Below are 23,175 nucleotides of genomic sequence, written 5' to 3' on the forward strand. Positions count from 1 at the left end.
ATCAGCGCTTCGAGCGCCTTCTGAGAGACACCGGCGTCTTTGCCGGCCTGCTGATCACTGACCGGGAATTGCGCCTCGTCTATGCCCCGCGCGGCGAGACATCGGGCTATCTGTCCTTCCCGCTGCGCCCGCTCGGCATGGTGGCCGGGCGGCCGATGCTGGGCGGGCTGAAGCTTCTCCTCGATAGCTCGTCTCTGTTCACGGCCGCTGACACGCACCGCCTGCCGGCTCTCCTGAAGAAGAGCCGCGACGCCCAGGCATCGGTCTCGACTGAGCTCGCCGGCCAGGTCCTCGGCGCGCTGCACGAGCTTCTTCGTGGCCTCGATGCGTCTGATTCCGCGATGATCCGGGGCCTGGCGAGGTCGAACCCCAGCCACGTGTACGAGGGACTGCTCACGGTTCTCATGCGGCTGGTCTTCATCCTCTATGCCGAGGATCGAGATCTGCTGCCCTCGCTCAGCGATGCCCGCGCGCGGACGATCTACGAGACAAGCTATTCGGTCCGCGGCCTCTATGCGAAGCTCGTCGAGGATGCTGCGCTCAACCCCGACACCATGGACGAGCGTCGCGGCGGCTGGGGCCAGTTGCTCGCACTCTTCCGGCTGATCCACAAGGGACACCCGTCCCACTTCGTCCAGGCGCGCGGCGGCAAGCTCTTCGATCCGGACGAGTTTCCCTTTCTGGAAGGCCGCGCGAGCAAGGATGACCCGCCTCGCATCCTCAATGTCTCTGACGGTTGCATCCTTCGCATCCTCGAGGGGCTGATGACCCTGAAGCTTCGCGGTCAGGAACGCCAGCGCCTGTCCTACCGCACGCTGGACGTCGAGCAGATCGGCTCGGTCTACGAGACGGTCATGGGCTTCACCGTGGACGTCGCCGAAAGCCGCGTGCTCGCGATCAAGGCAGGCAAGAACAACCGGACGCCGGTGTTCGTTGCGCTCGACGAGCTGCTGAAACGCAAAGGCAAGGACAGGATCAAGGATCTGAAGGAGAATGTCGGCCGTTCGCTTACGGCCGCTCAGGCAAAGCCGGTCGAGGCGGTAGCGACGGTGGACGATCTTGCCGCCGCCCTCGATGGCATCGTGGACGAGCGCGGATCGCCCCGCCACGTCGCCGCATCCCCCGGAACGCCGATCCTGCAGCCGACGGACGAGCGCCGCCGCACCGGCAGCCACTACACGCCCCGCAGCCTCACCCAGCCGATCGTCGCACATGCGCTGGAGCCCGCTTTCGAACGGCTTGGGCCGGACGCGACGCCGGAGCAGATCCTCGATCTGAAGGTCTGCGATCCGGCCATGGGATCTGGCGCCTTCCTGGTCGAGGCCTGCCGCGCCATCGCGACGCGGCTGGTCAAGGCCTGGGAACGCTGGCCGGAGACCCGGCCTGTCATTCCGCCCGATGAGGACGAGGAGCTGCACGCCCGCCGCCTCGTGGCGCAGCGCTGCCTCTACGGGGTGGACAAGAACCCGCGCGCAGTCGATCTGGCGAAGCTGTCGCTGTGGCTCGCCACCCTCGCGAAGGATCACGAGTTCACCTTCCTCGATCATGCTCTGAAATGCGGCGACAGCCTCGTCGGCCTGACCCCCGCGCAGATCGCGGCCGCGAACTGGGATTCGTCGAAGCCCGGTCTGCCACTTCTGCGGCCGCTCGTAGCGGAGCACGTGGCCGAGGCGGACCGGGCCCGCGCGGAAATCCGATTGGCGCCGGATGACACGATGCGCGCGATCCAGGAACAGCGGCACACGCGTGTGGAGACGCGTCTGTCGCCTGTCCGGCTGTTGGGGGACGCGGTGATTGCGGCCTTTTTCTCCGCCGATAAGGCGAAAGAGCGGGAAAAAACACGCGCGGATGCAGAGAGTTGGTTCTCCGGACACCAACCCCGTTGGGATCTACTTGAGCATGCCTCTCGAAAACTGAGGCAAGGGGACTTTGGAGTAATACCATTTCACTGGAGGGTTGAATTCCCGGAGGTGTTCAAGCGCAGCAATGGCGGATTCGATGCAATTGTTGGGAATCCACCGTTTCTTGGGGGCGCTAAGATCTGGCCGAATTTCGGTGGTGCATATGTCGATTGGTTGAAGTCGCTTCATGCAAACACCGGGGGAAAAGGTGTAAACCTAGTTGCACACTTTCTTCGGCGATCCATAGGCTTACTGCGTGGGGGCGGCGCTTTCGGCTTGATTGCGACCAATACTGTTGCACAGGGTGACACGCGAAATGCAGGCCTAAAGCAAATCTGCGCAGACAACTGCACCATTTTTCGGGTCGTCAGAAAGCTTCGGTGGCCGGGGGACGCTGCAGTGGTGGTCAGCGTCGTTCATGTCGTCAAGTCGAAGATCGGTCCACCGCCTCTGATTGACGATCAGCCAGTTGAAGCAATCAACTCCATGTTGCTTCCAACACCCATCGAGATGGAGCCGAAGCCACTACGAGCAAACCAAGGGGTTTGCTTTCGCGGAAGCGACACTTATGGCACCGGATTTGTCTTTACAAAGGCGGGCGATGCTGATTCCGCGGGCAGTATCGCAGATATGGAAGCACTTATAGCCAAAGATGCTCGTAACGCAGAAAGAATTATGCCCTTTTTGGGTGGCCGTGAGCTTTCAAACGATCCGCGCCACTTACATAATCGGTATGCGATAAACTTTGCAGATCTTTCTCTAAGTGACGCAAGACGCTGGCCTGATCTCCTAGAGCTCGTTGAGCGTAACGTGAAGCCTAAAAGAGACAAGCTTGGTGGATATTCGGTAGCCGAGCGACGCCGAGATTACTGGTGGCAATATGGGACGTACACGCCAGCTCTATTCAACGCTGTCGCGCCACTGAAACTAGGCGGCGTGGACAAATTTGAGCCAGTATCTGGCGGTGGCGAGATGGACCATGCCGAGGAAGCTGTTGGCCAGTTGATCGTAGCGGGTGGCGATGGCACGGTTGATCTTCAGGTGGCCGAACATGCGCTCGATGCGGTTACGTTGTTTGTAGAGGACCCGGTCATGCTCGATCCTCACACGGCGATTTGACCGACCGGGTATGACAGCCTTGATCTTCCGTTCCGCCAGATCAGCACGGATGGCGTCTGCATCGTACCCCTTGTCGGCGAGCAGGGCATCGGGCGCGTGTTCGGGCAAGCCGATCAGAGCGTCATATGCCTTGCAATCTGCCGCTTCGCCAACCGTCAGATGGAAGGCGAGCGGTCGTCCGAGGGCATCAGCCAGGCAGTGAAGCTTACTAGTGAACCCGCCCCGCGAGCGGCCAAGAGCGCGTCGATGAGTCCCCCTTTTCCGCCCGCTGCCGAGACATGGGCGCGAACGGTGGTGCTGTCGATGCTGTAATGGCCGCTGTCTGTCAATCGGCACTGAATTGGGACCCCAGATCGGCACGCAAAAGGGACCCTCTTGTGAGGTGTGTTGAGGGGGCGTTCAGGCGCGGTTCTTGAATCGCCAACTATCGTTGCCGGTCTCGACGATGTCGCAGTGGTGAGTGAGGCGGTCGAGTAAGGCAGTGGTCATCTTGGCGTCCCCAAAGACGCTGGGCCATTCACCAAAAGCGAGGTTGGTGGTGACGATGACCGAGGTCTGCTCGTAGAGACGGCTGACAAGGTGGAACAGCAACTGGCCGCCGGACTGGGCGAATGGCAGATAGCCGAGCTCGTCGAGGACAACGAAATCCAGGCGGCAGAGATGATCGGCGATGCGCCCTTGTCGTCCGGCCCGGGTCTCGGCCTCGAGGCGGTTCACCAGGTCAACCACGTTGTAGAACCGTCCGCGCGCTCCATCGCGGATGCAGGCCCGGGCAATGGCGATAGCCAAATGGGTTTTGCCCGTGCCGGTGCCACCGACGAGCACCACGTTGCGCTGCTGGGCCAGGAACCCGCCACCCGCGAGATCACGGACCAGAGCCTCGTTAACCGGGGTACCGTCGAACCCGAACTCGTCCACGTCCTTGGCCAGCGGCAGCTTGGCGGTGGCGATCTGATACTTGATCGAGCGCGCCTGCTTCTCGGCGATCTCGGCCGAGACAAAGTCGCCGATAACCTGCTGTGGCTCATGCTGGCGTTTGACGGCGGTCGTGATGATGGCGTCAAACGCCGCGCGCATGCCGTAGAGCTTCAGCTCGCCCATGGTGGCGAGGATAGCGGTGCGTTCCATCAGGGTCCTCTCCTCAGGCTGTCGTAGCGGCTGCAGTCGGCCAGGGGCGCATGCCGCAGCCGGAGCGCCTCCGGGGTCAGGATGGTCACCGGTGGCGGTGGCTCGCGCTGGCGGGCGAGGATGTTGAGGATGACATCGGCCGAGTGGACGCCCTCACGCAGCGCCTCGCTGCAAGCGGCCTCAACCGCAGCCAGACCGTCGTCCAACACCCTGGTCAGGATCTCCACCATCTGCCGGTCGCCATCGGTGGCTGTGGCCAGCTTGCGGCGGACCCGTTCCAGTGCACTGGGGAGCAGCCAGTCCTTGAACGGTGCCCCGTTGCGCAGCGCTCCAGGTTTGCGCGCCAGCACGGGCACGTAGTGCCAGGGGTCGAACACCGTCTGGTCCCGGCCGAACACGCGCCGGTGCTCGCCCACCACCCGGCCGTCCTGGCGCAACTCGATCCGCTCGGCATAGGCCCGGATCTCGACCGGCCGCCCCACCGCGCTCGCCATCACCGAGTACTTGTTGTTGTCGAACCGCACCAGGCAGGTCTTGGATACCGCGGCAGGCACGGCATGGAACCCGTCGAACCGCCCAGCGTAAGGCACCAGGCTTGGCCGCTCTGCCTCGAACGCCTCCCAGACGGTCCGCTCCCTCTGCTCCGGATGCCGATTGGCCCGGGCATGGGACACGCACCGCTCCAGCAGGAGGGCGTTCAGCTCCTCGTAACTCCTCACCCGCAGCCGCGGCGTAAAGAACCGCTCCCGCACCAGCCCGACCTGGTTCTCGACCTGACCTTTCTCCCAGCCCGAGGCCGGAGTGCAGGCCACCGGCTCGACCAGGTAGTGGCTGCACATGCGCAGGAAACGCCGGTTGTAGGCGCGATCCCGTCCCACCAGGATCGCGTCCACCGCCGTGCGCATGTTGTCGTAGATGCCCCGCGTGCAGGTACCGCGAAAGAAGGCGAACGCCCGGTCATGAGCGTCAAACACCATCTCTTGCGTCTCGCGCGGATAAGCGCGGACGAACAGCATCCGGCTGTGGCACAGCCTCACATGCGCGACTTTGACGGTCACTGTCGTGCCGCCGATCAGCACGACCTCGTGGCTCCAATCGAACTGGTATGCCTCGCCCGGCGCGAAGCTCAGCGGCACGAAGGCTGCTGCCACCGCCGTCGCCCGTGACGCCTGCCACCCCCGCGCATGTCGCCGGACCGCGTCGTAGCCGCCCTCGTACCCCAGCTCACGCAGCGTCTCGTAGACCCGCACCAGCGTCAGCCGCTCGCGCCGCGGCCGCGCCTCGTTCGCCTCCAGCAGGCGCTCCAGCTCGGCCTGCCACGGCCCCAGCTTGGGCTGCGGCTGCCGCGCCCGGCTGTAGCGGAATTCCGTCTCCCCGGACCGCAGAACCTTCCGGACCACCTTTCGCGAAATCCCGAGCTCACGACAGATCGCCTTGATCGACTTGCCCTGCACCCGGTGCAGGCGCCGGATCTTTGCCACTGTCTCCACGACCAGCATCCCAGCACTGGCTCCCGATCATCCCGGAAACCACTGTGAACCCCGCCGTCAGTGGGGTCCCGTTTGGACGCCGATCACCCCTCCAACAGGGTTCCTATTCCATGCCGATCCACAGAATGGGCCATCGTGAACCGTTTGAAGGCGATGCTCGACGAGCCGCCGCAAACGACCTTCAACGTGACGCAGACCTTCGCCCTGTTCAGCAGCGTCCTGCTCTGGACCAGAACCGGGCATGGGTTGCGGGGAACCGCGGGCAGCGCGGGCAATGGCAGGACCATGCCGATCACCGCGCCCATGATGTGCGGGTAGCCATGCGGGAGAAACGGATCACGGAAGATCCGTGGCGGCTGTCCCTGGCCGTCCCCCAACTCGTGCTGGTCGACCGCGCGGACGGGCGCGAGATCGAGGACCGCAAGATCAACGCCGATTTCGAGACCATGACGGCCGAGGACTTCTTCAAGTGGCTCCGTGACGCCCTCGCGCACGGAGACGGCCGCACGATCAAGCCGATCCACAAGCAGTCTGCCCGAACGGGGCGGACACTGCTCGCAGGCTTCCGGGTGGAGTTCAACGCCGAACGCGGGGCGCCGAGGATCCTGAAGCTCGACCTCTTTCACGACGACATGCGACGGATCGGTAGCGTCCTTGCCGACCTCTTCTGCGCGTCCCTCAGCGGTGGGGACCGCTACTTCGAGGAGGAGGCTGGCACAGCGCGGATCGAGGAGGCCGCGCGGACCGCTTGAGCGAAAACGCAAAGAATTCTTGCAAATACCATTTCGCAAGATTACATGTGTCCTGTGGAGGTTCCCATGGCGACGCAACTCATCGGCGCGCGGATCAAGGCCCTGAGGGAGGAACGCAAGCTCTCCCAGGACGATCTGGCGCGCGTTTTTGGCTTCAAGGACAGGCAGACGGTCTCCGCCATCGAGACCGGAGAGCGTCGCGTCACGGCGGACGAGCTGCTGCTCGCTGTCGAGAAGCTCGGCGCTCCGCTCGACTACTTCACCGACCCCTTCCTGCTGGTCGGAGAAGGCCGCTTCTCCTGGCGTCAGACCAACGTCGGCTCAGGCGTTCTAGGCGCCTATGAGCGCAGTGCCGGGCGGTGGATCGCAGCCTTCCGCTCGATCGCACCTCAGGTTGGACGCGCAAGCCCGTTGTTGCGCCGAGCTCTCGGTCTGACGCGCCATTCGCGCTTCGAGGATGCGATGGAGGCAGGCGAGCGCTTCGCTGCCGAATTTGATCTCGGTGACGTGCCGGCCCGACGCCTGACAGATGTGATGGAGCGCGAGCTCGGCATTCTCGTGCTGATGGTCGATGCATTCGAGGGGATCTCGGGTGCTGCCTGCCGTCTGCCGGAGCTGGACGTCGTGCTGATCAATCGCCACGAAGTCGCAGGCCGTCGCCACTTCGATCAGGCACACGAACTGTTCCATATCCTCACATGGGATGCGATGCCCCCGGAGCACTCGGAGGAGGCCAAGGAAGTCGGCGGCAACCGCGTCGAGCAGCTCGCCAACAATTTCGCCTCGGCAGTACTGATGCCGAAGGCGGCGCTCGCGCGCTATGGCGAATGGGCGGAGTTCGGAGACGATGAGCTTGTCATCAGACTCAACACCGCCGCCGATGAATTAATGGTCACAGCTTCCGCGGTGAAATGGCGGCTGGTTGCGCTCGAATGGCTGAAGCCGGCGCGCGCGCGCGCGATCTCCGACGCGGCGCTGCGGAACAACGGACACGAAGCGCCCAAGTCCATTCCGCCGCTTCTTTTCTCGAAGCCGTTCATGGAGGTGATCGGCCTCGCGGTCGACGAAGGTCGGATATCCACTCGTCGCGCCGCAGGTTTGCTCGACCTCGCCGTTGAGGATCTAACGGACCTCTTCGTTGCGCACGGGGTCGAGCCCCCGGCCGAGCTATGAGGCGACCATGGCGCGACATCACGGCCCCGTCCTCGTCGACACGAATGTCATTCTCGAATCCCATCGGATTGGGGCGTGGGCGGCGCTCGCGGGTGGTTATCCAGTCGAGACGGTGGAGGACTGCGTGATTGAGACACAGACGGGTTTCCAACGGCGGCGGGCGGAGCAGCAGATTGATGCGGCGGCCCTACGTGCATCTCTGGCGGGGATTCACGCGCCGGGAGATCGCGAGATAGCAGCGGCGGTCGTGAGAGCATCCGACATCGCGCTGGACATCGGCGAGCGCTCGCTCTGGGCGCATACCCTGACGCGAACCGACGGTTGGGTTCTGTGCGGGCCGGACAAGGCCAGCCTGCGCTTCGGCGTCCGGCTCGGCTATCGTGATCGGCTCGTCGCGCTGGAGCGGCTTCTTGCCGAAGCGGGCTACCGGCCGAAAGAGCCCCTGAAGCTGGCCTATACAAGCAAGTGGCTGGAGCGGACTCTCGGCGAGCTCGCCCTTTCGGAAGGAGCGGGCCGGCCATGACAAGTTCGGTCGATATTCGCGCCCATCTCGTCGATTTGTTTCGCCGCGATCTTATCGGTCCTGACCCGCAAGATGCCGATCTTGCGACCGAGCGGCTGAACGAGAGTCCCTCGCGATGGTATCTGACTGGTTTCCTCGCGCCGGCCGAAGATCCGTTCGGCCTCGAAGGGAAGGATGAAGACGACGATCCTTCGGCCCAGGAGGAGATGGAGATCGACGTCGAGGAGTCCGATGCCGAAGGCGCCGGTGGTGCGGCTGGCGACAACGAGGAGCCGGAGACGCCGAACACCAGGCGCCGTTTTCTGCCGTCGTCCGTGGGACTGACAGTGCTGTTGTCGCCGGACGTCACGGAAATCCAAGCTCGCGTCTCCTGGGGAGACTACCGGACAGAACCTCCGCTACCCGAGACTGTCCTGCTACCGGAGCCGCTTCCCGAGGAGATCGGAGAGGACGGAAAGCCGAAGCGTGCGACGCGGCCGATGGTGGATTGGGTTCGTACGGCGAAGGAACGGACAGTCCCGGTGCAAATCCGAGATGGCCGGGGTGAGCCCGTGCTTGTCCCTGAAAGCGCCGCTGAGCAACGTCGGGGCGGCGGGCTGACGTTGGAAACGCATTCGCGATTGTTCAGCTATGAAACGCCGGAAGGCCATACCGAGCAGGTTCGGGCGCTGACCGTATTCCTGGTGAACCGTCGCGCGACGGTTCATCGGTTCTACTCCGACGTTAGCTACGCCTTTCAAGCGCGGCTCGAACTCCATTGCGAGCCAGGCTTCCGGCCCCGTCGCGATCTATCGGGATATCGCGCGCAAGATTGGGATCTGCGGATTGCGGACCTTCATTATCGCGACGTTTTCGAGTGGGCGGTGGGGCGCAACGCGGCCGCGGGCTGGGAGACCAGCGAAGACGGGAATAGTCCAGTCACTCGGGTTTGGACCAACCCGCTTCCGACAGCCGAAGTCGAGCGTGTCGCACCCAACGAGGATACTGAGCTGAAAGCGCGCGTGACGTTCGGCATGGAAGCCTTGGCGCAAGCCGCCGATTCGGGCGACGCTGCTTTGGTACAGGCGCTCGACGAGCTTCCGAAGCTCTATGGGCTCTGGATCGATGCGGAACGCCGCAAACTGGCGTCGTTACCTCAGCGCCGGCGGGAAACGGGCGAGCGTCTGATCTCCGAGATGGAAACGGCGAAGAACCGCATCGCCGATGGCATCCAGCTTCTGACGCAGAATGCGAAGGCGCGGACGGCGTTCCGCTTCATGAATCTGGCCGTCGCCATGGCTGCGCGTCGGCGAACGGCGGGCGCTTCCGGCAACCCCTTGTCTATGCCCGCGCCACAGTGGCGGCCCTTCCAGCTCGCCTTCATCCTGCTCAACATCTCGGGGCTGGCTGATCGGGCTCACCCCGAGCGGGAAATTGCCGATCTCCTCTTTTTCCCCACGGGCGGCGGCAAGACGGAAGCCTACCTCGGCCTTGCTGCCTTCGTCATCGCTTACCGGCGACTGACGAACTCGGGTGTGCTTGGAGCCGGCGTGTCCGTCATCATGCGCTACACGCTTCGGCTGCTCACGCTCGATCAGTTGACCCGTGCCGCCGGCGTGGTGTGCGCCCTGGAATTGATGCGGACCGATCCTGCCAACATCGACGCGCAACGGCGCCGCTTGCTTGGCGATTGGCCGATCGAGATTGGCTTGTGGGTCGGTTCGGATGCGTCGCCCAACAAACTCGGGGGAAAAGGCAAGTCGGACGAAACTACAGCCGTCGGTCGCGTGCGGCGTTTTCGGAACGGTCGCGATAAGCGGGCGCCAGCGCCACTGAAGGCGTGCCCGTGGTGTGGCACGGAGTTTACGCCGTCGTCCTTCGCCTGCATGCCCAACGAGCACGCGCCGACCAACCTCGAAATCCGTTGTGCCAATGCGAATTGCGAATTCAGCCGCAACCGACCGCTGCCGGTCCTCACCGTCGATGAGCCGATCTATCGGCGTCTTCCCGCGTTCCTGATTGCCACGGTGGACAAGTTCGCGGCCTTGCCTTGGGTTGGCGAGACCGGTGCCTTCTTCGGTCATGTCGACCGCTTCGAGGACGGTGTCGGATTTTACGGCGCGGCTGAACCTGGCGATGGGCGGCCCTTGGGCAATGGCTGGTCGCTCGACCCGCCAGACCTGATCATCCAGGACGAGCTTCACCTGATTTCCGGTCCTCTCGGCACGGTTGCGGGACTTTACGAAGCGGCGATCGACCAGTTGGCCTCCCGTCGAATCGGCGAGCGGGTGATACGGCCGAAGATCGTCGCTTCAACCGCGACGGTTCGCCGGGCCACGGACCAGATCGAGGCCCTGTTCGACCGCCAGACCACGAGCATCTTCCCACCGCCTGGCGTAGATCGCACCGACAGCTTTTTTGCCCGGACTGTGCCGGCAACCAAGGACCCGGCCCGGATGTACATGGGCATCGCGGCTCAGGGTCGGGGACCGAAGCTCGTCTTCCTGCGGTCCCTCACGACCCTGCTCGCAGCGGCGCAGTCTGCGTTCGACGCCAACGGTCCTGTCGTCGGCGGGAGCGCCAATCCCGCTGATCCGTACATGACGGCGGTCTGCTACTTCAACGCGCTGCGAGAGCTGGGCGGAGCGCGGAGGATCGTCGAAGACGAGGTTCGTGACAGAACGGCCCGCTACGGCACGCAAAGGCACCGTGTCGATCCGCCCGGAAAGCCGTTTGCGGATCGGGCCATCAAGGAGCCTCTGGAGCTGACCTCGCGCGTGTCGACAGACGAGGTCGCTAAGGCCAAGCAGCGGCTCGAAACGCGCTTCGCGAACGGCGCAGAACCTGTGGATGTTGCTCTGGCCACGAATATGATCTCCGTCGGCCTCGACATCACGCGCCTTGGCCTCATGATCGTCCAGGGGCAACCGAAGACGGCTGCTGAATACATTCAGGCTACGAGCCGCGTGGGGCGCGATCCTTCGCGTCCGGGACTGGTCGTCCCGGTCTTGAATCTGCATAAGCCCCGCGACCGCATGCACTTCGAGCAATTCGGTCAGTTTCACCGGACCTTCTACCGATCTGTCGAGGCGACGAGCGTGACACCCTGGGCGGCCCGGGCGTTGGACCGGGCTCTTGCGGCCGTCGTCGTCGCGGCCGCTCGCCATGTCGACCCAGCGCTGACGCCGGAGGCGGCTGTCACCGCCTTCAAAGATAATCCCGCAGTGCGCGATGCCGTTCGTGATGCGATTGTCGCCCGCGCCCCGGCGCACATGATCGCTGGCGGCCATGCCGCTCTGGTGACTGCAATAGACGCCATCGCCGATGCGTGGATTGCGACCGCCGACGATCAGGCCGCGGGAGGAAACACCTTCGCTTACGCTCGAAAGAAGAGCCCCCATCGCCTGCTTCACATGCCGCTCGAACCTGACCTGCCTAACCTGACGGAAGATCATCGGCGCTTTGTTGCTGGTCGGTCGATGCGGGACGTGGAACCCAGTGTCGCGCTCAAGGTCCGGGATCCTTGGGGCAACCAGATCGCAAATGCGGACGATCTCACATGACCAAGAACGCGCAACGGCTGAGCCAACTGATCTCTACCTTCGGTCCCGGCGCCATGATCGACCTGCCGACAAGGTCTGTGGTGGTGGCAGGGCTCGAATTCTGGGAGATGCGGGCCAACTCCTTCACGACGATCCCCGAGCCACGCCTAACGGCGCGCCTCGAACAGCTCTTGAAGGATCAGGGGCGTCTGGACCCGAATATCAGCTTGTCGCTTCGCACGCCGCCGGTCTCGACCGACAGCGTCAATGGCATTCCGGCTGGCGTCACAGCTCCGATTTTCCCGGCATGGTTTGTCTGCGAGCAGGTCGAGGCCACGACCGCAGCGACCGGAACGCTGCGGAGACGGCGCCTCGTGCGTTGGCAGGACCTCGACACCAGGGGGCGGCGCAGGTTCGTTTTCGATGACGGTCGAAAATCAGAAGTGACGCCAATCCGTTTCGTCTGCGCTTGCGAAAAAGGACATTTGCAGGATATCGATTGGCGATGGGTCGTCCATGGGGCGGTTCAATGCCATGAACCGCTTTGGGTCGAGGAGAAAGGCACCAGCGCCGACCCCGCCGATACCAGTATCGTGTGCGGTTGTGGTCGAAGCCTCTCGCTCCAGGATGCCTTCCAACCCGGCCGTCTGGGCAAATGCCGTGGGGAACGGCCATGGTTGCTCGATCGTGATCCTGACGGATGCGGAGACAACCTGAAGCTCCTCACGCGAACCGCCACGAATACATATTTCCCGCAGGTCTACACGGTCATCTCGCTACCCAGCGAAGAGGACGACCTGACTCGCCTGGTCGACGAACTGTCGGGCGATCTGGCGAACGTGGAGACGGTAGCGGACGTTGCTCAGGCCAAGCGCTTCAACCCGAAGGTCTCCGTTTCACTGGGCGCTTATCCGGATGCCGAGATATTCGAGCGCCTGAAACGCCTCAGAGAAGGGGCAAAGGCCGATGCGTCCCGGTCTCCCAAGATGTCCGAGTTCGACGTGTTTGCGAGTGGCCGCCAACAGATCGGGCACAATCATCCGTCAGCCAAGCTCTATGCGGAAACGCTTCCTCGGACAGTATGGGACGACCAAAGCGTCGATATTGACAGCTCGGCCATCAAGAATCTCGTCGCTGTCCATCGACTGCGGGAGGTGTCGAGCCTGTACGGCTTCACGCGATTTGAAGCCGCGCCCACGAGTTCCGACGGTGACATCGAGGACATCCAACTGGCCGTTCGAGGTGCGCCGATCTCGCGCGGAGCCGATTGGTTGCCGGCCATCGAACAGTTCGGCGAAGGACTCTTCATCCACATTGACGAGCGGGTGGTGAACGGCTGGCTTCAGGACCCCGGTGTCGCCAACCGGCAAGCAAGCCTGCTTCGCGGTTACGACCACTGGCGAGCCAGGTTTTCAGGAGGGGCTCCGAACTATCCGGGAACGGCCTATACGCTACTGCACTCGCTCTCGCACGCCTTGATGGCCGAGATCGCCCTCGACAGCGGATATCCTGCGAGTTCCTTGAAGGAACGCATCTACGCGCTCAGCGACGCCCGCAACGGTGGTGTTCCTGCGAGATGCGGAATCCTGATCTACACGGCGACCCCAGGCGCCCAAGGGACTTTGGGCGGACTTGTTGCTGCGGCATCGCGCTTCTCGAGGATTTTGCGAAATGCGCTCGACCGGCAGTTGATCTGCTCGAATGATCCAGTGTGTGCGGATCATGAGCCGGACGGTCGAAGCGGGGATCGAGCGACCCATGGTGCAGCCTGTCACGGGTGCCTGCTCATCGCAGAAACGAGCTGTGAGATGCGGAATCTGTTTCTCGACAGAAGCCTGCTCGTTCAGACCATGGCAGGTCATCAATCGAATTTCTTCGATCGACAAAGTCTTCCGTCGAGATCACCATGACAGAACGAGCACATTTACCGCAGTCAGCGAATGTGGATGGTCCCGCTGGTCAATCGGCGATCTTCATCAGCCATGCTCCCTCTGAAGACAATTTCTTTGCGCTTTGGCTCGAATCGGAGTCCGCGCTATGACTGCGGCCGCACCGATCGAACGGGACCTGATCTTCATCTCCAAGGCGACGCCGGGCGACGACCAGTTCGTACTATGGCTCGCTCCACGTCTTGAAGCCGCGGGCTACAAGGTCTTCGCTGACATCTTCGATCTTGATGCTGGCGATGAATGGCGCGGCAAGCTCACGGCGGCTCTTCAATCGAGGGCGGTCAAGATGCTGCTGTGCTGCAGCGACGAAACTCTTGCCAGAAGGGGTGTCCGAGAAGAAATCTCTATTGCGGAGGACCAGACAAAGCAGCTCCAAGATCCAAATTTCATCATCCCTCTCAAGATTCGCACATTTCAGAAGCTCTTTGGTATCGGCGGTCTCCAGTATGTCGATTTCGAACGCGGCTGGGCTAAGGGGCTTGCGAGCCTGCTCAGGTCGCTTGAAAGGCAGCAGGTGCCGAAGGCTGGCGGCGGCATTATCCAGCCTGAGTGGTACGCCTATCTCCGTCGCCGCGCTGTGGAGATCGAGGCGACTCCCGAAGTTCTGACGTCCAACTGGCTTCGAATCGTCGGGATGCCGGAGAAGCTGAATTATCTCGTTTCGCGCAACCGGGCCGATAGTGCGGTGTTACGCAAGCTAGGGGCTTCCTTTGAATTCCCGATGGCCGAATTTGGCGACGGCTTTCTGACCTTCGCCAATCCATTCGATCTGACGGAGCATTTTGAGCGAGTCGGACCCTTTCGCATCGAGCGAGACTTCGACTTGCTCGATTTCATTGAGAACGGGTCCGCGGATGCTGGAATCGAGAGCCGGGATGCCAAGTCCATCATGATGAACCTCCTGCGCCAAGCGTGGGAGAAGCATTGTGCTCGGGAACGATTCCTTGCCCATACCTTCTCGAGCGGCCTGTCCTTCCATGTCGGAGAGGACAAATTGGCTCTCAAGAAGCGCGTCTCCTGGGGACGCCAAGGCGAGCGGAGGAACTCGATGCTCCGCGGCGTCTCCCGAAAGAAGATCTGGGAATATGGCGTCAGCGTCATTCCTAGCCTCTTTCCTTATCCCCACATGCGGCTGAAAGGCCGCGTGCTGTTCTCCGACATAGGCGAACGCAATAAGGCGATCGTCATCCCCGACACGAAGGCTCAGTTTCGCTTGCGGCGCTCCGTCTGTTCCGGTTGGCGCAACAAGGCCTGGCATGGGCGCGTGATGGCCTTCATGGAACTGTTGGCTGGCGAGAGCCCCTATGTTGGCCTCGCTGTTGGTTCCGGCGGCACCATCACACTCGACGCGATGCCGATTCAGTTCATGGCTCCCGTTACGGCGCGGCAGACCAACCGTCTCGGCGAGGATGCCGAAGAACCTGACGAAACGACCCTCGGCGGTCACTATGAGGATGAGGACGTTTGATCGAGTTTCCCGAAAAATCCGTCCCAGTCCTCTATGTGCCGGAGCCATCGCTCGGATTTGCGCACGGGCAGACTTCCGACCATCCAAAGGACGGCCTAACCCTCTATGGACCGGCATCGACGCCAGATCGGGCGCAGATCACAATCGGCGCGATCGGCACGAAGCATGGCCTAGATTTCCTGCGTCGTTGGCTCGAAGCGATTAGCAATCCAATTGCGATCCCGCCTCGCGGCAAGCGCGACAAGGAGTTCCGGCTGCACCTATCCGACTTTCCCGGCCTCGAAGAGGCTTTCGGGATACGTGCCGAACCGGGCGGCCTGATCGCATACGAGATTGATTCGGCGGAAATTCAGACCGCCATAGCAATCGAGAACCATCACGAGGCGGTAGCTGCAACGACCAAGCTGTTTATCGAGCCGCTCGAGCGCCACGCGAAAAACGAGGAGCGGACGGTCGATGTCTGGGTCTTCGTCGTGCCGGAGACCGTATTCGAGACCTGCCGTCCGGTCGCTGGTCAGCGCCGGAAGTTCGAACTCGTAAAGGGAGAACTTCACAGGCGCCAGAAGGGTCGCGCCTACCTTCCGCTACTGGCAGGTGTCATTGATGACACGCTTGAGGCAGTGTTCGACGACATCCCCGATTTCCACCGTCAGATCAAGGCGAAGCTGCTGAAGCTGGGGATGACATCCCAGCTCATTCGCGAGACGACACTTGCTCCCAGCGAGTTCCTGAACAAGGCGGGATATCCTAGGCGAGGCACCCAGGATTCCGCCACCGTCGCATGGAATCTGGCGACAGGCCTGTTCTACAAAACGCAAGCCGAACCGCCATGGAAGATCGCGGGGATGCGGCCGGGCGTCTGTTACGTCGGCTTGGTCTTCAAACTCCTCCCCAACCACCCCGACAATCATGCTTGCTGCGCGGCGCAGATGTTCCTGAGCGAGGGAGACGGCGTTGTCTTTCGTGGGGCTAACGGACCGTGGCAGACCGAAGACAAGGAATTTCATCTTAGCGATTCAGCCGCTGAGAAGCTGATTACAACCGTCTTGGACACATACAAGCACCGGTTCGGAAATTATCCGAGCGAGTTGTTCATCCATGGCCGGACAAAGTTCAACGACGCCGAGTGGGAGGCCTTCAGCAAAGCGGCTCCCGAAGGCACCAATGTCGTGGGTGTGCGCATCCGAACCACCCATGGCGAGACGAAGCTCTTCCGCGATGGCGACTATCCTTGCCTTCGGGGCACGGCGATCCGGCTCGGCGACAAGGACGCCTTTCTGTGGACCACGGGATACGCGCCCCGCATCGACACCTATATTGGACCAGAGACACCGAACCCGCTGTTCGTGACCGTGCTGCGCGCGAGCAGTGAATTCCCAGCTATCGACGTCGTTCTGGCCGACATCCTGGGCCTCACAAAGATCAACTACAATGCGTGCAATTTCAGCGACGGCCTACCGGTCACCATTCGTTTCGCGGACAAGGTGGGTGAGGTGTTGACGATGGGAAGTGCCGCCGGAGCCGAGCGACAGCCTTTCAAGTTTTATGTGTAGGCGCGTTGAGGTGGCTCTTCGCGAGATGGTGGTGGCGAGGGATCGGCTCACAGTTAGGCCGACGCGCTAGCCTCGTCACAGTGCACCTAGTCTGCTACAAGATGGGTGACGGTACTTTTTGTGGTCGGCAAATCGGCGAAGGCTGGTGAAAAATCCTTTCAGAGGCCAATTGACCCCAATAGATGCTGAAGTTCACAAGAAAAATTTCATGGGAATTTACCTGCAAAATCAACAGCATAAGATTTTGACGGCCCAAGGGTCGGTTTTCGTCGCTGTAAACAGAGAAAAACCATTACGGTTCAAGCACTTATATTGAATTTGAATAATTGAGTGGGAGTGACGGGAGCGCGGCCTCAGCGCTGAGGCCGGAGCCGTTCCGCCACCACCATGGCTGCGGCGCCCGCCAGCATCAGCAGCGCCATCGGCCGCGCCGAGCCATCGGCCAGCCAGCCGAGCAGCAGGCCGCTGCTGCCCGCCACCGTGAACTGCAACGTGCCCATCAGCGCCGAGGCCGAGCCGGCCTGGCTGGCGTGGCGGCTGAGCGCGCCGACGGCGGCGTTCGGCATGACCAGGGCGCTGCAGGCCATCGCGACGGTGATCGGCGCCAGCACCTGCAGCGGATGGGTCGGGCCGGCCATGGCGATGGCGGCGAGGGCGAGCATGGCGGCGAGAATGGCCCAGCTGGCCCAGCGCACGAGCCGCCCCGGCCCGAGGCGGAGCAGCAGGGCCGGGTTGAACTGCGAGGCCAGGATGAAGGCCGAGGCATTGAGGCCGAAGAGCAGGCCGAAGCTGGTGGGCTCCATCCGGAACAGGCCGACGAAGACCGCGGGCGATCCGCCGACATAGGTGAACATCAGGAACATGGCGGCGCAGCCCAGCGCGACATGCGCGCGGAAGCCCGGTTCGCGCAGGATCTGGACGTAGCGCAGCAGCTGCGCCCCCGGGCCGAGGCGCAGCCGGCGCTCCGCCGCCAGCGTTTCCGGCAGCAGGCGCCAGACCAGCAGCATCGAGATCAGCCCGTAGGCGGCGCTGAACCAGAAGATCGGCCGCCACCCGCCGAGGCCGAGCAGAAGCCCGCCGAGGCCGGGCGCCAGGATCGGCGCCGCGCCCATCACCAGCATCAGCCGCGACATCAGCCGCGCCGCCTCGTGCCCGTCCGCCATGTCGCGCACCACGGCGCGCGGCAGCACCATACTGGCGGAACCGCCGAAGGCGGCGAGGCAGCGGAAGGCGGCGAGCGAGGCGATGTCGGTCGCCAGGGCGCAGCCGACGGAGCCGGCGATGAAGACGGCCAGGCCCAGGATCAGCGGCCGGCGGCGCCCCAGCCGGTCGGCCAGCGTGCCCTGCACGAGCTGCCCCACCGCCAGGCCGAGGAACCAGGTGGCGAGGGTCAGCTCGGCGGAGCCGTGCGGCACGCCGAAGCCGGTTTCGATGGCCGGGAAGGCCGGCAGGTACATGTCGGTCGAGAGGGGACCGATGGCGGTCAGGAAGCCGAGCAGCAGGGGTAGCCAGACGGGCATGTCAGATCCAGGCGGGCCGGGCGGTGGAAGGGGCGGCCGGTATCGGGGCGGGAGGGCGCAGGGCGGCCAGGCCGGGGCCGTGCCATGCGGCATTGTGCCATCCCCGCCGGCGGCGGGCCAGCCGTTGTCCGGCCGGCGGGCCGCTCCCATCTGCGGCGTGAGGGCCGGCCATGGGGCCGCGGCGGGAGGATCTCGGATGCAGGATTTCACGGTGGAGGGCCAGGCGAGGCTGGCGGCGCTGGCGCGGCAGCAGGGCTTCAGCCCGGAGGCCGTCGCCGTGCTGGCGCGGGCGCTGCGCCGGGGCGGCGGCAGGCAGGCCCAGTTCAGCCATCCTGAGCTCGGTGGCATGGGGCAGTGGTCGGCCGGTGGCATGCTGATGATCGGCGACATGTTCAACAACGGGCTCAAGGCGCGGGTGGCGGCCCTTTGCGACGCCCTGGTGGAGACGATGTCGGAGACGATGGCGCGGGGCGGTCTCTTCACCGAGGCGGAGCGGGCCGGCGGGGGGGCCGCGGCCTGGTGGCCGGCGGCGCTGGGCCGGCCCTCCTCCCAGGGCGCGCAGGACGGCATGCGCTATGCCCATTTCCCGGCCGAGCGCCGGCTTGCGGTGGAGCGGGAGGGGCGGGTCACGCTCTACGATACCGGCGATCTGCAACTCAGCGGCTTCGGGCAGCAGCAGGGCGGCGGCGGCCTGCCCCTCAGCCTCTCCGGCACCGGCGGGCCGGTGCCGCTGGACAGCCTGCCGGTCGTGGAACCGCCGCCGCGGCCGCAGGCCGGGGGCGGCGACAGCGACATCCCCGCCCTGATCGAGAGACTCGCGGCGCTGCATCTCCAGGGCATCCTGACGGATGCCGAGTTCAGCGCGAAGAAGGCGGAGCTGCTGGCCCGCCTCTGAGGCGGCGCGTCAAAGGCGGTGCGTCAAAGGCCGGGCAGACGCTGGAAGCCCGGCTCCTCCGGCGGCTCGGCGAAATCCTCGGCGATGGATTCGACCCGCGCCAGGGCGGGGCCGGCGCGGCATTCGGCCAGCAGGGCGTTGACCGCCGCCGCCTCACCGCTAACCAGCGCCTCGACACTGCCATCGGCACGGTTGCGGACCCATCCCTGCACGCCGAGCCGGTTGGCCATGCCGATCATCCAGTCGCGGTAGCCCACGCCCTGCACCCGGCCGCGGATGCGCACCCGCTTGCTGATCATGGCAGCCTCCGTTGCCTCGCCGGGCCGATTCCCGCTCCGCGCCTACTCCCGGGCCAGCCGGAGCAGCCGCGCCGCCAGGCCGACGTCGCGGATGACGCCCTCCTGCCGCAGCATGGCCTCGGCATCCTGTCCCCACAACTCCTGCTGGAAGGTCTCGTCGAGGAAGGCGAGCCGGCAGGCCTCGGCGGCATCCAGGCGGTCCTGCGCCAGGGCGAGGCCGAGCACCAGGCTGCCGAGCGCCGGCACGGCGACGCCCAGCGCGGCGAGCTCCAGCACCGGCAGGGCATCGAGGCGCCGGCGCAGCGCGGCGAGCGAGGCCGGCGGCTGCGCCACGGGCATCAGCCCCGTGGTGACGGCGAGGGGCGCGTCGAGCTGCAGCGCCGCCCAGTCGAGCAGCGGCTGCCAGTCCCGCGCCTGCCGCTCGGCCAGGCTCGGCTCCCCGGCCCGGTAGCAGAGCAGATCGCTCATGCCGTACTGTGCCAGGGCGGCGGCGCTGGGGGCCGGGTCGGGGGCCATCCGCTCCAGGGCGGTGGCCACCACGCGGGTCAGCGGCACCTCCTCCATGCTCATCTCGCCGTCCCTGGCGCCGCCGGCCCGCTGCCACTCCTCGGCCACGGCCTCGGCCAGCCGGAGGCGAGGCAGATGCAGCGGGCCGCTGCCCGGCAATCGCAGCGGCCGCCCGTCCAGCAGCACCGCGAAGCCCGCCCCGGCCGGCATCGCCTCGGCCTTGTCCCAGAAACGCTTCATGGCCGGCTTATGGGGTCGCGCGCCCGCCGCGCCAAGCCCCCGCGGACCGGCGGCCACGATCCCAGGCAGAAAGCATTATCGTGCAGGTTCTGCAATTCGCTTTCGCGCGCGACCCTGGGATGCGAAACTCCGCCCGCTGCAACCCGCGGATCGATGATGCGCCAGGACACGCCCCTGCCGACGGCCCCTTCGTCCTCACCCCGGGAGGCCGCGCGCCCCGCCTGTCCAACCTGTTGTCGCTAGCCGGGCATGCCCAGCACCCTCAGCCGCTTTCCGGCCACGGTCATCGCGCCGGCCACCGAGGCGCACCTGCCCGGGATCATCGCGGTCTTCAACGACATCGTGGCCACCAGCACGGCGGTCTATACCGAGCAGCCCGACAACCTGGAGCAGCGGCAGCAATGGTTCGCCCAGCGCCGCGCCATGGGCTATCCGGTCCTGGTCGCGCTGGGGGCGGAGGAGAACGAGGTCCTCGGCTTCGCCAGCTTCGCCGACTTCCGCCCCAGCTGGCCGGGCTTCCGCCATACGGTGGAGCATTCCGTGCACATCCGGGCCGATGCCCGCGGGCGCGGACTGGGTCCGCTGCTGGTCAGCCGGCTGATCGCCGAGGCGGTGATGCGCCGCAAGCACGCCATGGTCGCCTCGGTCGATGCCGAGAATCACCGCTCCATCGCCATGCACGAATCGCTGGGCTTCGAGCGGGCGGCGCTGATGCCGCAGGTCGGCTGCAAGTTCGGGCGCTGGCTCGACCTGGTGCTGATGGTGAAGCTGATCAGCGACGGCCCGCCGCACTGAGCGGGCCGCCGCCGGGCGTCAGCCCGCCGCCTTGGCCTCGCGCCGGCGGGCGTGGAGGATGAACTCCGTATAGCCGTTCGGCTGCGTCCGGCCCTGGAAGACCAGGTCGCGCGCCGCCTGGAAGGCCGGACCGTCATAGCCGGGCGCCATCGGGCGGTAGGCGGGGTCGCCGGCGTTCTGCTGGTCGACGACGCCCGCCATGCGGCGCAGCGTCTCCTCCACCTGGGCCTCGCTGACCACGCCGTGGCGCAACCAGTTGGCGATGTGCTGGGCGGAGATGCGCAGCGTCGCGCGGTCTTCCATCAGCCCGACATCGTTGATGTCCGGCACCTTGGAGCAGCCGACGCCCTGGTCGATCCAGCGCACGACATAGCCGAGAATGCCCTGGGCGTTGTTGTCGAGCTCGGCCTGCACGTCCTGCGGCGACCAGTTGCTGTCGGAGAGCGGGATGGTGAGGATGTCGTCGAGCCGCGCCCGCGCACCCCCGCGGGCGATCTCCTCCTGCCGCGCCGCGACATCGGTCTCGTGGTAGTGCAGCGCGTGCAGCGTGGCGGCGGTGGGGGAGGGCACCCAGGCGGTGTTGGCGCCGGCCTTCGGATGGCCGCCCTTCTGCGCCAGCATGTCGGCCATCTTGTCCGGCGCCGCCCACATGCCCTTGCCGATCTGCGACTTCCCGCGCAGCCCGCAGGCCAGGCCGGTATCGACGTTCCAGTCCTCATAGGCCTTGATCCAGGCCGCGCCCTTCATGTCGCCCTTGCGCAGCACGGCGCCGGCCTCCATGGCGGTGTGGATCTCGTCGCCGGTGCGGTCGAGGAAGCCGGTGTTGATGAAGGCGACCCGGTCCTTCGCCGCCGCGATGCACGCCTTGAGGTTGACGGTGGTGCGCCGCTCCTCGTCCATGATGCCCATCTTCATCGTGTTGGCGGGCAGGCCGAGCGCCTGCTCCACCCGGCCGAACAGCTCGTTCGCCCAGGCCACTTCCTTCGGCCCGTGCATCTTCGGCTTGACGATGTAGATGGAGCCGGCGCGGCTGTTCATCCGCCGGCCCTTGAGATCGTGCAGCGCGATGGCGGTGGTGACCAGCGCGTCCAGGATGGTCTCGGGCGTTTCCTGGCCGTCCCGCGTCACCACATCTGTCATCATGTGATGGCCGACATTGCGCACCAGCATCATCGAGCGGCCATGCAGGGTGAGCCTCCCGCGGCCGTCCGGCGCGGTGTACTCGCGGTCGGGGTTGAGGCGGCGGGTGAGGGTCCGGCCGTCCTTCTCGAAGCTGGCGGCGAGGTCGCCCCGCATCAGGCCGAGCCAGTTGCGGTAGACGAGGATCTTGTCCTCGGCATCGACGGCGGCGACGGAATCCTCGCAGTCCATGATGGTCGAGACGGCGGATTCCAGCACCACGTCGGCGATGCCGGCAGGGTCCTCCCGGCCGATCGGATGCGCCCTGTCGATCCGCACCTCGATGTGCAGGCCGTGATTGCGCAGCAGGATGGCCGAGGGCGCCGCGGCCTCGCCCGCATAGCCCGCGAAGCGATCGCCATCCTTCAGCGCCGTGGCGCCGCCATCGGCCAGCCGGACCACCAGCACGCCACCCACCACGGAGAGGCCGGCGACATCGGCCCAGGAGCCGCCGAGCAGCGGCGCCGCCTGATCGAGCACGGCGCGGGCGCGGGCGATCACCTTCTCGCCACGCGCGCGGTTGAAGCCCTTTCCGGCCGCCAGCGCTCCCTCCTGCGGGATGGCGTCGGTGCCGTAGAGCGCGTCATAGAGGCTGCCCCAGCGGGCATTGCCGGCATTCAGCGCGTAGCGGGCATTGTTCACCGGCACGACGAGCTGCGGTCCGGCGATCCGCGCGATCTCGTCATCGACATTCGCGGTGCCGACGCTGACCGGGCCGGGATCGGGCTGGAGATAGCCGATCTCGGTCAGGAAGGCGCGCTGCGCCGCCAGATCGACCGGGCGGCGCGGATTCGCCTCGTACCAGGCATCGATCTGCGATTGCAGCCGGTCGCGCTCGGCCAGCAGCTCGGCGTTGCGCGGCGCGAGATCGGCCAGGATGGCGTCATAGGCGGACCAGAAGGCATCCGGCGCCACGCCGGTGCCCGGCAGGGCCTCCGTCTCGATGAAAGCCTTGAGCGCCGGATCCACCGCCAGCGCGCCGATGCGAACCTGTTCCGCCATGCGATCCTTCCCTTCTTGGCTCGGTGTCTCGGTCGCAGTTAACCCGCATCGCGGCTGGTGGGATAGGGGCGAGCGGCATGGGTGAGCGGTAGGGGTGAGCGGCGGGGGGCTTGCGGTGCCGCGGCGGCGGGCGGAGCCTGGGCGGGACGCAAATCCGAAGG

The 23,175-nt window shown here is 65.0% G+C and carries 17 protein-coding genes and 1 pseudogene; 11 read left to right on the plus strand and 7 right to left on the minus strand.

Annotated elements, in window-relative coordinates; all coding sequences use genetic code 11:
• Window positions 1-854 precede the first annotated feature (854 nt).
• Window positions 855-3,020: an Eco57I restriction-modification methylase domain-containing protein gene (locus tag ACF3NH_RS11545; protein WP_422924783.1), complete on the plus strand. Its 2,166-nt coding sequence runs from the start codon at window positions 855-857 to the stop codon at window positions 3,018-3,020.
• Here the strand turns inward: ACF3NH_RS11545 and ACF3NH_RS11550 are convergent.
• The 3 genes and pseudogenes from ACF3NH_RS11550 to istA all read right to left on the minus strand — a co-directional run.
• Window positions 2,907-3,380: pseudogene (locus tag ACF3NH_RS11550) on the minus strand (IS5 family transposase); the annotation flags it as partial. The gene ACF3NH_RS11545 and the pseudogene ACF3NH_RS11550 sit on opposite strands and share 114 nt — an antisense overlap.
• Window positions 3,381-3,419: 39 nt before the next feature.
• The gene (gene istB / locus ACF3NH_RS11555; RefSeq protein ID WP_115359213.1) at window positions 3,420-4,148 is read right to left on the minus strand and encodes an IS21-like element helper ATPase IstB; all 729 of its coding nucleotides are present in this window, start codon (window positions 4,146-4,148) and stop codon (window positions 3,420-3,422) included.
• On the minus strand, window positions 4,148-5,647 hold the full coding sequence (gene istA / locus ACF3NH_RS11560; RefSeq protein ID WP_019463079.1) for an IS21 family transposase: 1,500 nt from the start codon (window positions 5,645-5,647) through the stop codon (window positions 4,148-4,150). Before istA ends, istB begins: the two co-directional genes overlap by 1 nt.
• Window positions 5,648-5,773: 126 nt before the next feature.
• Here istA and ACF3NH_RS11565 point away from each other — a divergent pair, with 126 nt between their 5' ends.
• The 8 genes from ACF3NH_RS11565 to ACF3NH_RS11600 all read left to right on the plus strand — a co-directional run bounded on the left by ACF3NH_RS11565 (window position 5,774) and on the right by ACF3NH_RS11600 (window position 16,577).
• Window positions 5,774-5,956 carry a hypothetical protein gene (locus ACF3NH_RS11565; protein WP_422922936.1) on the plus strand — a complete coding sequence of 61 codons (183 nt, stop codon included), beginning with the start codon at window positions 5,774-5,776 and terminating at the stop codon, window positions 5,954-5,956.
• A 2-nt stretch (window positions 5,957-5,958) separates the two neighbouring features.
• Window positions 5,959-6,390 carry a hypothetical protein gene (locus ACF3NH_RS11570; RefSeq protein WP_422922938.1) on the plus strand — a complete coding sequence of 144 codons (432 nt, stop codon included), beginning with the start codon at window positions 5,959-5,961 and terminating at the stop codon, window positions 6,388-6,390.
• A 66-nt stretch (window positions 6,391-6,456) separates the two neighbouring features.
• Window positions 6,457-7,563, plus strand: a complete 1,107-nt coding sequence (locus ACF3NH_RS11575) for a helix-turn-helix domain-containing protein (protein WP_422922940.1) — start codon at window positions 6,457-6,459, stop codon at window positions 7,561-7,563.
• Window positions 7,564-7,570: 7 nt separating this feature from the next.
• On the plus strand, window positions 7,571-8,086 hold the full coding sequence (locus tag ACF3NH_RS11580) for a hypothetical protein (RefSeq protein WP_422922942.1): 516 nt from the start codon (window positions 7,571-7,573) through the stop codon (window positions 8,084-8,086).
• The gene (drmA, locus tag ACF3NH_RS11585; protein ID WP_422922944.1) at window positions 8,083-11,628 is read left to right on the plus strand and encodes a DISARM system helicase DrmA; all 3,546 of its coding nucleotides are present in this window, start codon (window positions 8,083-8,085) and stop codon (window positions 11,626-11,628) included. The genes ACF3NH_RS11580 and drmA overlap by 4 nt, the downstream gene beginning before the upstream one ends.
• Window positions 11,625-13,517: a DrmB family protein gene (gene drmB / locus ACF3NH_RS11590; protein ID WP_422922946.1), complete on the plus strand. Its 1,893-nt coding sequence runs from the start codon at window positions 11,625-11,627 to the stop codon at window positions 13,515-13,517. The genes drmA and drmB overlap by 4 nt, the downstream gene beginning before the upstream one ends.
• A 127-nt stretch (window positions 13,518-13,644) precedes the next feature.
• A complete protein-coding gene (locus tag ACF3NH_RS11595; protein WP_422922948.1) occupies window positions 13,645-15,024 on the plus strand; it encodes a toll/interleukin-1 receptor domain-containing protein in 1,380 nt (459 codons plus the stop codon).
• The gene (locus ACF3NH_RS11600) at window positions 15,021-16,577 is read left to right on the plus strand and encodes an argonaute/piwi family protein (RefSeq protein ID WP_422922950.1); all 1,557 of its coding nucleotides are present in this window, start codon (window positions 15,021-15,023) and stop codon (window positions 16,575-16,577) included. The genes ACF3NH_RS11595 and ACF3NH_RS11600 overlap by 4 nt, the downstream gene beginning before the upstream one ends.
• A 353-nt stretch (window positions 16,578-16,930) precedes the next feature.
• On the opposite strand, the gene ACF3NH_RS11605 is transcribed toward ACF3NH_RS11600, so the two are convergent.
• Window positions 16,931-18,097, minus strand: coding sequence for a multidrug effflux MFS transporter (locus ACF3NH_RS11605; RefSeq protein ID WP_198366389.1), 1,167 nt, complete (start codon window positions 18,095-18,097; stop codon window positions 16,931-16,933).
• A 196-nt stretch (window positions 18,098-18,293) separates the two neighbouring features.
• Here ACF3NH_RS11605 and ACF3NH_RS11610 point away from each other — a divergent pair, with 196 nt between their 5' ends.
• Window positions 18,294-18,992, plus strand: a complete 699-nt coding sequence (locus ACF3NH_RS11610) for an SHOCT domain-containing protein (RefSeq protein ID WP_422922952.1) — start codon at window positions 18,294-18,296, stop codon at window positions 18,990-18,992.
• A gap of 23 nt (window positions 18,993-19,015) precedes the next feature.
• Here the strand turns inward: ACF3NH_RS11610 and ACF3NH_RS11615 are convergent, their stop codons facing one another.
• Together ACF3NH_RS11615 and ACF3NH_RS11620 are read right to left on the minus strand one after the other, a co-directional pair.
• Window positions 19,016-19,291, minus strand: coding sequence for an acylphosphatase (locus tag ACF3NH_RS11615; protein ID WP_422922954.1), 276 nt, complete (start codon window positions 19,289-19,291; stop codon window positions 19,016-19,018).
• Between the two features lie 42 nt (window positions 19,292-19,333).
• A complete protein-coding gene (locus ACF3NH_RS11620) occupies window positions 19,334-20,038 on the minus strand; it encodes an ATP12 family chaperone protein (protein ID WP_422922956.1) in 705 nt (234 codons plus the stop codon).
• Between the two features lie 249 nt (window positions 20,039-20,287).
• On the opposite strand from ACF3NH_RS11620, the gene ACF3NH_RS11625 reads away from it, so the two are divergent.
• Window positions 20,288-20,833 carry a GNAT family N-acetyltransferase gene (locus ACF3NH_RS11625; protein WP_422922958.1) on the plus strand — a complete coding sequence of 182 codons (546 nt, stop codon included), beginning with the start codon at window positions 20,288-20,290 and terminating at the stop codon, window positions 20,831-20,833.
• 18 nt (window positions 20,834-20,851) lie between these two features.
• Here the strand turns inward: ACF3NH_RS11625 and ACF3NH_RS11630 are convergent, their stop codons facing one another.
• On the minus strand, window positions 20,852-23,014 hold the full coding sequence (locus ACF3NH_RS11630) for a malate synthase G (protein WP_422922960.1): 2,163 nt from the start codon (window positions 23,012-23,014) through the stop codon (window positions 20,852-20,854).
• Window positions 23,015-23,175: the final 161 nt, after the last annotated feature.

Origin of the sequence: Pseudoroseomonas sp. WGS1072, assembly GCF_049340465.1 — a bacterium.
In the GTDB taxonomy this organism is placed as follows: Bacteria; Pseudomonadota; Alphaproteobacteria; order Acetobacterales; family Acetobacteraceae; genus Pseudoroseomonas.

Bases quoted from the DNA above. Each gene is read 5' to 3' on its own strand.
- ACF3NH_RS11545 (WP_422924783.1), top strand. From the start codon at position 855: ATGGGCTTCACCGTGGACGTCGCCGAAAGCCGCGTGCTCGCGATCAAG.
- istB (WP_115359213.1), bottom strand. From the start codon at position 4,148: ATGGAACGCACCGCTATCCTCGCCACCATGGGCGAGCTGAAGCTCTAC.
- istA (WP_019463079.1), bottom strand. From the start codon at position 5,647: ATGCTGGTCGTGGAGACAGTGGCAAAGATCCGGCGCCTGCACCGGGTG.
- ACF3NH_RS11570 (WP_422922938.1), top strand. From the start codon at position 5,959: ATGCGGGAGAAACGGATCACGGAAGATCCGTGGCGGCTGTCCCTGGCC.
- ACF3NH_RS11575 (WP_422922940.1), top strand. From the start codon at position 6,457: ATGGCGACGCAACTCATCGGCGCGCGGATCAAGGCCCTGAGGGAGGAA.
- ACF3NH_RS11580 (WP_422922942.1), top strand. From the start codon at position 7,571: ATGGCGCGACATCACGGCCCCGTCCTCGTCGACACGAATGTCATTCTC.
- drmA (WP_422922944.1), top strand. From the start codon at position 8,083: ATGACAAGTTCGGTCGATATTCGCGCCCATCTCGTCGATTTGTTTCGC.
- drmB (WP_422922946.1), top strand. From the start codon at position 11,625: ATGACCAAGAACGCGCAACGGCTGAGCCAACTGATCTCTACCTTCGGT.
- ACF3NH_RS11595 (WP_422922948.1), top strand. From the start codon at position 13,645: ATGACTGCGGCCGCACCGATCGAACGGGACCTGATCTTCATCTCCAAG.
- ACF3NH_RS11605 (WP_198366389.1), bottom strand. From the start codon at position 18,097: ATGCCCGTCTGGCTACCCCTGCTGCTCGGCTTCCTGACCGCCATCGGT.
- ACF3NH_RS11610 (WP_422922952.1), top strand. From the start codon at position 18,294: ATGCAGGATTTCACGGTGGAGGGCCAGGCGAGGCTGGCGGCGCTGGCG.
- ACF3NH_RS11615 (WP_422922954.1), bottom strand. From the start codon at position 19,291: ATGATCAGCAAGCGGGTGCGCATCCGCGGCCGGGTGCAGGGCGTGGGC.
- ACF3NH_RS11620 (WP_422922956.1), bottom strand. From the start codon at position 20,038: ATGAAGCGTTTCTGGGACAAGGCCGAGGCGATGCCGGCCGGGGCGGGC.
- ACF3NH_RS11625 (WP_422922958.1), top strand. From the start codon at position 20,288: ATGCCCAGCACCCTCAGCCGCTTTCCGGCCACGGTCATCGCGCCGGCC.
- ACF3NH_RS11630 (WP_422922960.1), bottom strand. From the start codon at position 23,014: ATGGCGGAACAGGTTCGCATCGGCGCGCTGGCGGTGGATCCGGCGCTC.